This window comes from Sinomonas sp. G460-2, from assembly GCF_047759905.1.
Taxonomy (GTDB): Bacteria; Actinomycetota; Actinomycetes; order Actinomycetales; family Micrococcaceae; genus Sinomonas.
Genome location: NZ_JBKZWT010000196.1, coordinates 1 through 6,836, shown reverse-complemented (window position 1 = coordinate 6,836; position 6,836 = coordinate 1). Strand labels below are relative to the sequence as shown.

The window sequence follows — 6,836 nt, the reverse complement described above, 5'->3', positions numbered from 1 at the left end:
GACGCTGTTCCAGGACCCGCGAGATCAGCTGTTCGAGCGGACGGCGCTCCGCGAGGTCTCGTTCGGCCTCGCCGCCCTGGGGCTCTCCCGAGAAGCGGCGCGGGACCGTGCGCTCGAAGCGCTCGACGCCGTCGGGCTCGCGCGGCAGTCTGATGTGCACCCGTACGAGCTCTCGGCGTCCGCCCAGCGGCTCGTGGCGCTCGCGACGGTCCTCGCTCGGCGCCCGCGGGTTCTGCTGCTCGACGAGCCGACCGTGGGTCTCGACGGGCGTGCGCTCGCTCGGCTCGACGCCGCGGTGACTGACGCGGCCCGGGCGGGTTCCGCCGTCGTCCTTTCGACGCACGACCGAGCGTGGGCCCGGCGGCGAGCGCATCGCGTCCTCCCCCTCGAGGGTGGGCGGTTCGCGGACGCCTGAGCCGAGCGTGAGCCCGCGCCAGTCCGGTAAGGTCGAACGCTGAGGCCACTGCCGGTGGGCGGCCGTCAGGAGGAACTGTGGAGTCGGCGTGGGAGCTGTGGGAAAGCTTCTGGGTGGCTGGCGTTCGGCGCGGCGCGGTACTCCGTCGGTTCGACGGCGAGCTCTTGACCACCCGCATCGCGTTCGACGACGGCGTCGGCGCGCCCCTCGCCTCCGAGTCTCGGATCTGGCTCTCGGGCAGCCGGGACACGTGGAACCGGCTCCGCTACCGCCAGGAGCCCGGAGGCCTGCGTGCCGCGGCGGATCGCGTTGAGGCTGGCCTCGGGGTCGATACGCTGCCCGCGAGCGGAGATTACCTGCTGCTGTCCCGCCTGGCAGGCTCTGCCGAGCGGAGCGCGAGTTTTCTGCGCGTCGACGAGGCACAGCCCGAGCGTCCCGCGGCGCCCGCCGAGATCCGGCGTCGACCGGCCGAGGACATCGACCTGCTCGAGGGCCGCACCGTGCTCGCGGAGCGGCTGGACGTCGTGGCAGGCGGCATGCGGGTTGCGATGCACTGGGCGCACCGCGGGGCGATCGTGCGCAGCTCGTGGGGCGGCGCAATCCTGTTCGCGTGCCGGGACGAGTCGGAGGCGCTAGCCGGGCTCAATCCGCGCATGGGCGAATTCCTCCGCGAGGGCTTCGGCGAGTCCTGACCGAGGACCCCGCAACGAGCCGGACGGGACCCCGCAACGTTGCGGGGTCCCGTCCCTGAGCTTGCGGGGTCTCTGGCCACTCAGGCGTCGTTGGCGTGGAACTTCCTTCCCGTCACGCGCTCGGCCGCCCCGACGCGGTCCAGGTACGGCGTGATCCCGCCCAGGTGCATGGGCCAGCCCGCGCCGAGGATCATGCACAGGTCGACGTCCTCCGGCCCCGCCACGACCCCCTCGGAGAGCAGCAGGCCGATCTCCTCGGCGAGCGCGTCCTCGCAGCGCGTGAGGACCTGCTCCGCGGTCGACGGCGCGTCGCCGAAGCTCAGGAGCTCGAGCGTCGTCGCGGGGATCTCGTGCCCACCGTCGGTTGTCGGGACCCACAGGCCCTTGATGCCGGCGTCGATGAGCCTCTGCTGGTTGGCCGAGACGTGGAAGCGGTCGCCGAACGCTGAGTGCAGCGACTCGGCGACGTGCTGAGCCACGGGCAGCCCGACCAGCGCCGCGAGCGTGAACGGCGTCATCGGCAGGCCGATCGGCTTGAGGGCGGTGTCCGCGACCTCGGCCGGCGTGCCCTCGTCGAACGTCGCCGTGACCTCGCCCATGAGGCGGAGCAGGACGCGGTTGACCACGAACGCGGCGGCGTCCTTGACGAGCACCGCCGTCTTCTTGAGCGACTTCGCAAGCACGAACGCCGTGGCCAGCACGGCCTCGTCCGTCTCGGGCGCGCGCACGACCTCGACGAGCGGCATGACCGCGACCGGGTTGAAGAAATGGAACCCCACCACCCGCTCGGGGTGCTCGAGTCCCTCCGCCATCGCCGTGACCGAGAGGGATGACGTGTTGGTCGCGAGGATGCACTCCGACGAGACGACGGCCTCGACCTCGGCGAATACCTGCTTCTTGACCGAGAGCTCCTCGAAGACCGCCTCGATGACGAAGTCTGCGTCCGCGAACGCCGCCTTCGAAACCGAACCAGTGACGAGTGCCTTTGTCCGGTTCGCGGCACCGGGGGAGAGGCGCCCCTTCGCGAGGAGCTTCTCTATCTCGCCGTGGACGTACGCGACGCCCTTGTCCACGCGCGTCTGGTCGATGTCGGTCAGCACGACCGGCACCTTGAGCTGGCGTGCGAACACGAGCGCGAGCTGGCTCGCCATGAGGCCCGCCCCGACCACGCCGACCTTGGTCACGGGGCGCGCGAGCTTCGCGTCCGGCGCGCCTGCCGGGCGCTTGGCGCGCCTCTGGACGAGGTCGAGGAACGCGTAGACGGTGTCGCGGAACTGCGGGGTCTGCATGAGGTACGTGAGCGCCTCGACCTCGAGCTCGGCGGATTCCTTCTGTGTCGCGAGCTTGCCGGCTTCGAACACGTCGAGCACCTTGCCGGGGGCGGGCGCAGCGTCGCCGGTCTTCGCGGCGACGAGGGCGCGCGCCGCCTTCGCTGCGGCGTCCCAGCGCTCCGCCACTGCGGCGTCGGCGGTGGGATCGACGGCGTTCGGGCGGGCGACGGCGGTGCGCCCCGAGAGCACGTTGCCAGCCCACGCGAGGGACTGCTCGAGGAAGTCGGCCGGCTCGAACAGGGCGTCGGCGATGCCGACCGAGAACGCCTCCTTGCCGCCGATCGTGCGGTTGTTGCTGAGCGGGTTCTCGATCATGATCTTGAGCGCGGCCTCGGGTCCCGTGAGTCGCGGGAGCCGGTACACGCCGCCCCAGCCGGGCACGAGCCCAATGAACGCCTCGGGGAGGCCCAGGCCGCTCGCGCCGGTCGAGACCGTGCGATAGGTGCACGCGAGCGCGATCTCGAGACCGCCGCCGAGCGCCACGCCGTTGATGAACGCGAACGTCGGCACGCCGAGGTCCGCGAGGAGGTCGTAGGCCGCATGGCCGAGCCGGGCCATCTGCGCCCCATGCTCGGGCTTGCGCAGCTGCTTGACGGTCGTCAGGTCGGCCCCGGCGACGAGGAAGTACGGCTTCCCGGTCACGGCCACGGCCTGGATCTCACCGGCCGCGGCGCGCCCGCGCAGGGCTTCGAGCGTGCGCCCGAGCTCGATGAGCGTGTTCGGCCCGAGCGTCGTGGGCTTCGAGTGGTCGAGCCCGTTGTCGAGCGTCAGGAGGGCAATCTTCAGAGAGGATTGGTCGCGCCCGCCGGCGGGCCCGGGCAGGACCACGTCCTTGACGAGCGAGTGGGTGACGATCTCGCTGGGGACCTCCGCGGCGAGGTCGGCAAACTGGTCGAAAGCAGAGGCGGTCACGTCACTCGCCCTTCCGGTAGTCGGGGTGGTTCGGGTTTTCCCAGATGACGGTGCCGCCCATGCCGAGCCCGATGCACATGGTCGTCATTCCGTAGCGGACGCTCGGATCCTCCGCGAACTGGCGGGCGAGCTGGGTCATGAGCCGCACCCCCGAGGACGCGAGGGGATGGCCCACGGCGATCGCCCCGCCGTAGCGGTTGACGCGCGGATCGTCGTCCGCGATCCCGAAGTGGTCGAGGAAGCTCAGGACCTGGACGGCGAACGCCTCGTTGATCTCGAAGAGGCCGATCTCCTCAATCGAGAGGCCGGCTTTGGCGAGGGCCTTTTCCGTGGCCGGCACGGGCCCGATCCCCATGACCTCGGGCTCGACACCGGCGAAGGCGAACGCGACGAGCCGCATGCGCGGCGTGAGTCCGAGCTCATCGGCGGTCTCGGCGGATGCGAGGAGGCACGCCGTCGCACCGTCGTTGAGCCCGGCCGCGTTGCCGGCGGTGACCCGGCCGTGCGGGCGGAACGGGGTCCGGAGCGCCGCAAGGTCCTCCATCGTGGTGCCCGGCCGCGGCGGCTCGTCAGCCGTCGCGAGGCCGAAGCCCTCGCCCGGGCGGTGCGTCGAAACCGGGACGAGATCCGGCTGGATCCGGTCGGCGGCGTACGCGGCCGCGAGCTTCGCCTGGGAGGCGACGGCGTAGCGGTCCGCGCGCTCCTTCGTGATGGCGGGGAAGCGGTCGTGGAGGTTCTCCGCTGTGTTGCCCATATTGAGGGCGGCGGGATCGACCAGACGTTCCGCGAGGAACCGTGGATTCGGGTCCGTCCCCTGGCCCATGGGGTGGTTGCCCATGTGCTCGACGCCTCCGGCGATGACGACGTCGTACGCGCCGACGCCGATGCCGCTCGCCGTCGTCGTCACCGCGGTCATGGCACCCGCGCACATGCGGTCGATCGCGAAGCCGGGCACGGTGCGGGGAAGGCCCGCGAGGAGCGCAGCGCTGCGCCCGATCGTGAGGCCCTGATCGCCAGTCTGGGTTGTCGCAGCGATGGACACCTCGTCGACGCGTTCGGCGGGCAGGGACGGGTTGCGGCGCAGCAGCTCGCGGATCGCCTTGACCACGAGGTCGTCGGCGCGCGTGCCGTGGTACATCCCCTTCTCGCCGGCCTTGCCGAAGGGGGTTCGAACGCCGTCGACGAAGACGACGTCCCGGATGTGCCTGCTCGGGGCCATGGGCAACTCCTGCCGGTGGTGGGTGTGCTGTGGGGGGCGGGTCAAACACCCGCGGGCGTGGCCGCCCTCACCCCCTATGTTACCGGCCAGTAACTTAGCCTGCAATGCCCACTGCGCAGGCTGCCTCGCGGGCTTAGTGCTCGGCCGCCGCACCCTTCTTCCGCACGGGCAGCGGCTCGGGGTGCTCGAACGCGTCGAGGACCGTGGTGAGCACGCGCTCGACCTGCCACTCGCGCGCCCCGAGGTCGCGCAGCGAGTCGGCTAGCGATTCCGCCGTGAGCTCGGCGGGCGGCCGCCACGCGACACGGCGCAGGTGATCCGGCGTCAGGAGGTTCTCGGTCGGCATCCCGAGATCCTCTGCGAGGGCCGCGATGCGCGGCCTCACCGTGTGCAGCCTCGCCGCCGCCTCCGGGTCGCGATCCTCCCAGACGCGTGGGGGCGGTGGAGCGTTCGTGGGCAGGTGGAGGGGAGGCAGCTCGTCGTCGGGGAGGCTCCGCGCCGCTGCGATCGCACGGAGCCAGCGCGGGGCCTCGCGCTGCGCCGCGCGCCCGTGGAAGCCCTTCGTCGCGATGAGCTGGGGCACCGTGGCTGGCATCGCGCGGGCGACGGCGACCACGGCCGAATCCGGGATGAGCTTGCCAGGCGCGATGTCCCGCTTCTGGGCGAGGGCGTCCCGTTCGGTCCACAGCTCGCGGACCGCCGCGAGCTGGCGGCGATTGCGGATCTGGTGTACGCCCGATGTGCGGCGCCACGGATCCGGCTTCGGCTCCGGCAGCCCCGAGGCGAGGATCGAGCTGAACTCCTCCTCGGCGATCTCGAGCTTGCCCTGGGAGGCCAGGAGGTCGGCGAGCTCGTCGCGGAGCTCCACGAGCACCTCCACGTCGAGCGCCGCATAGCGGAGCCACGGCTCCGGCAGCGGGCGCGTGGACCAATCCGCGGCCGAGTGCTCCTTCGCGAGCCCGAAGCCGAGAAGCTGCTCGACGACGGCCGCGAGCCCCACCCGGGGGAGCCCCGCGAGCCGAGCCGCGAGCTCGGTGTCGAAGAGGCGGTCCGGCCACATGCCGAGCTCCGCGAGGCACGGGAGGTCCTGGGTCGAGGCATGGAGAACCCATTCGACATCGCGTAGCGCGTCGCCGAGCACGGAAAGGTCGTCGAACGGCTCGGGGTCGATGAGCCACGTCCCGGCTCCCTCGCGCCGGATCTGGACGAGGAACGCGCGTTGGCCGTACCGGAAGCCGGAGGCGCGCTCGGCGTCAACGCCAGCGGGGCCGGTTCCGGCCGCAATCGCGCGGGCGGCCCGTTCGAGCCCCTCGGGCGTCTCGATCACAAGCGGGACCCCGTCGCGCGGGGCGTCGAGCTCGACGACCGCGGGCACGGGCTCGGCGAATCCCTCGACATGAACGTGGGCCGTCCCGTCGTCGCTGCGGTCCGGGGTCGGTGTGGGGCTGGCTTCGATGCGGCCGGGCTCCGATCCGGCCTGAGCGGCGTCCTGTGACTGTGCGGTCATGATTCCCCGAGTCTACGCCGCGCCGCGTCAGTCCCGGCGGCGGGGGAGCGGCGCGACACCGTCCGGGAGGGGTGGGAGCCCCGCGAACGTGCAGACCATGTCTGCCCACGCCTCGAGGTGGGACCGCACCGCGGGGCTTGTCGGCGTCCACGACGCCCTCAGCTCGATGTCGATCGATTCGCGCCGCCCCGCGAGGGTTCCGAAGCTCTCGGACAGGACGCGCGTCGCCGTTCCGCCCGCCGCCGTGTAGCCAGCTCCGTGCTTCTCGAGGGCCTCTACGAGCCACGTCCACGCGACGGAGCCGAGCAGCGCGTCCTCGGCCATCTCAGGCTCAAGCCGCGCGCGGATGTACGTGACGATCCGGAACGTGCCCTGCCAGACGGCCGGAGGCTCGGGGTCGTGCAGAAGGATGAATCGACCCGTGGCGAGCTCACCGGTGTCCGGAGCGGGGGCGTGGCGCGGCGTGCGGGGTCGCCCCGCCGAGTCGAGCACCTCTGCTTCAAGTGCGACGGCGTAAGGCGCGAGCCGGGCGGGTGCCGGGATTTCCTCGAGCCGCAACTCGGAGCGGCCGACGGCGGCACGCAGCGAGCGCAGTGCGCTCTGGAAGTCCGCAGGCAACTGGGCTAATGCGGTCACCATCTCAGCGTACGTCGAGGGGCCCCGGCCTGCCCGTCTGGCACGCCGAGGCCCCCGGAGTCGATGCCTAGCGGGCGAGTTCCTCGCGCACGGCGGCTACAAACAGGCGTTTCCTCTACGCGGC

The 6,836-nt window shown here is 71.9% G+C and carries 6 protein-coding genes; 2 read left to right on the top strand and 4 right to left on the bottom strand.

The window, feature by feature from the left end; genetic code table 11:
* Both ACLN58_RS15565 and ACLN58_RS15560 read left to right on the top strand, forming a co-directional pair.
* A partial coding sequence (locus ACLN58_RS15565; protein WP_415856166.1) for an ATP-binding cassette domain-containing protein occupies positions 1 to 415 on the top strand: 415 nt, incomplete at its 5' end.
* A 77-nt stretch (positions 416 to 492) separates the two neighbouring features.
* Positions 493 to 1,107, top strand: coding sequence for a hypothetical protein (locus ACLN58_RS15560; RefSeq protein WP_415856165.1), 615 nt, complete (start codon positions 493 to 495; stop codon positions 1,105 to 1,107).
* Positions 1,108 to 1,187: 80 nt separating this feature from the next.
* Here the strand turns inward: ACLN58_RS15560 and ACLN58_RS15555 are convergent, their stop codons facing one another.
* The 4 genes from ACLN58_RS15555 to ACLN58_RS15540 all read right to left on the bottom strand — a co-directional run bounded on the left by ACLN58_RS15555 (position 1,188) and on the right by ACLN58_RS15540 (position 6,715).
* Positions 1,188 to 3,350 (bottom strand): 3-hydroxyacyl-CoA dehydrogenase NAD-binding domain-containing protein, encoded by a 2,163-nt coding sequence (locus ACLN58_RS15555; RefSeq protein ID WP_415856164.1) that lies wholly within the window; start codon positions 3,348 to 3,350, stop codon positions 1,188 to 1,190.
* Position 3,351: 1 nt separating this feature from the next.
* Positions 3,352 to 4,569, bottom strand: a complete 1,218-nt coding sequence (locus ACLN58_RS15550) for a thiolase family protein (protein ID WP_415856163.1) — start codon at positions 4,567 to 4,569, stop codon at positions 3,352 to 3,354.
* A 133-nt stretch (positions 4,570 to 4,702) separates the two neighbouring features.
* Entirely contained in the window at positions 4,703 to 6,076 is a 1,374-nt protein-coding gene (locus ACLN58_RS15545) for a ribonuclease D (protein ID WP_415856162.1), read from the bottom strand.
* A 27-nt stretch (positions 6,077 to 6,103) separates the two neighbouring features.
* Positions 6,104 to 6,715: a DUF3000 domain-containing protein gene (locus ACLN58_RS15540; protein WP_415856161.1), complete on the bottom strand. Its 612-nt coding sequence runs from the start codon at positions 6,713 to 6,715 to the stop codon at positions 6,104 to 6,106.
* Positions 6,716 to 6,836 lie beyond the last annotated feature (121 nt).